The 268-nt window shown below is 30.2% G+C and carries 1 protein-coding gene; it reads right to left on the bottom strand.

Going from position 1 to position 268, the window contains the following annotated elements; translation table 11 throughout:
* A partial coding sequence (locus tag H2279_RS08840) for a DUF6402 family protein (RefSeq protein WP_337196307.1) occupies positions 1-268 on the bottom strand: 268 nt, incomplete at both ends.

Below are 268 nucleotides of genomic sequence, written 5' to 3'. Positions count from 1 at the left end.
ATAGAACCTAATATACTAAAACTCTTTTCATTAAAATCCCAAGCCCCGACAGGTTGTCCTAGCTTGATAAGATTTCCTTCATCATCAAATTCATGACTTTGATCTAAAAAATCAAAGCTATCATAAACATAAGCTATCATTTCATCTACACGGTATGATACCTTTTCTCTATTTTCTTGAATTTCTTTTTTAATGCTTAATTTAGCAGGAGCAAGATATAAAGAAAATTTACCACTACAAGCATAAAGAGATAGATCTTGCATGATAA

Origin of the sequence: Campylobacter sp. B0100352/1 (genome assembly GCF_020135855.1) — a bacterium.
Lineage (GTDB): Bacteria > Campylobacterota > Campylobacteria > Campylobacterales > Campylobacteraceae > Campylobacter_D > Campylobacter_D taeniopygiae.
This window is presented reverse-complemented; position numbering and strand designations above follow the sequence as displayed.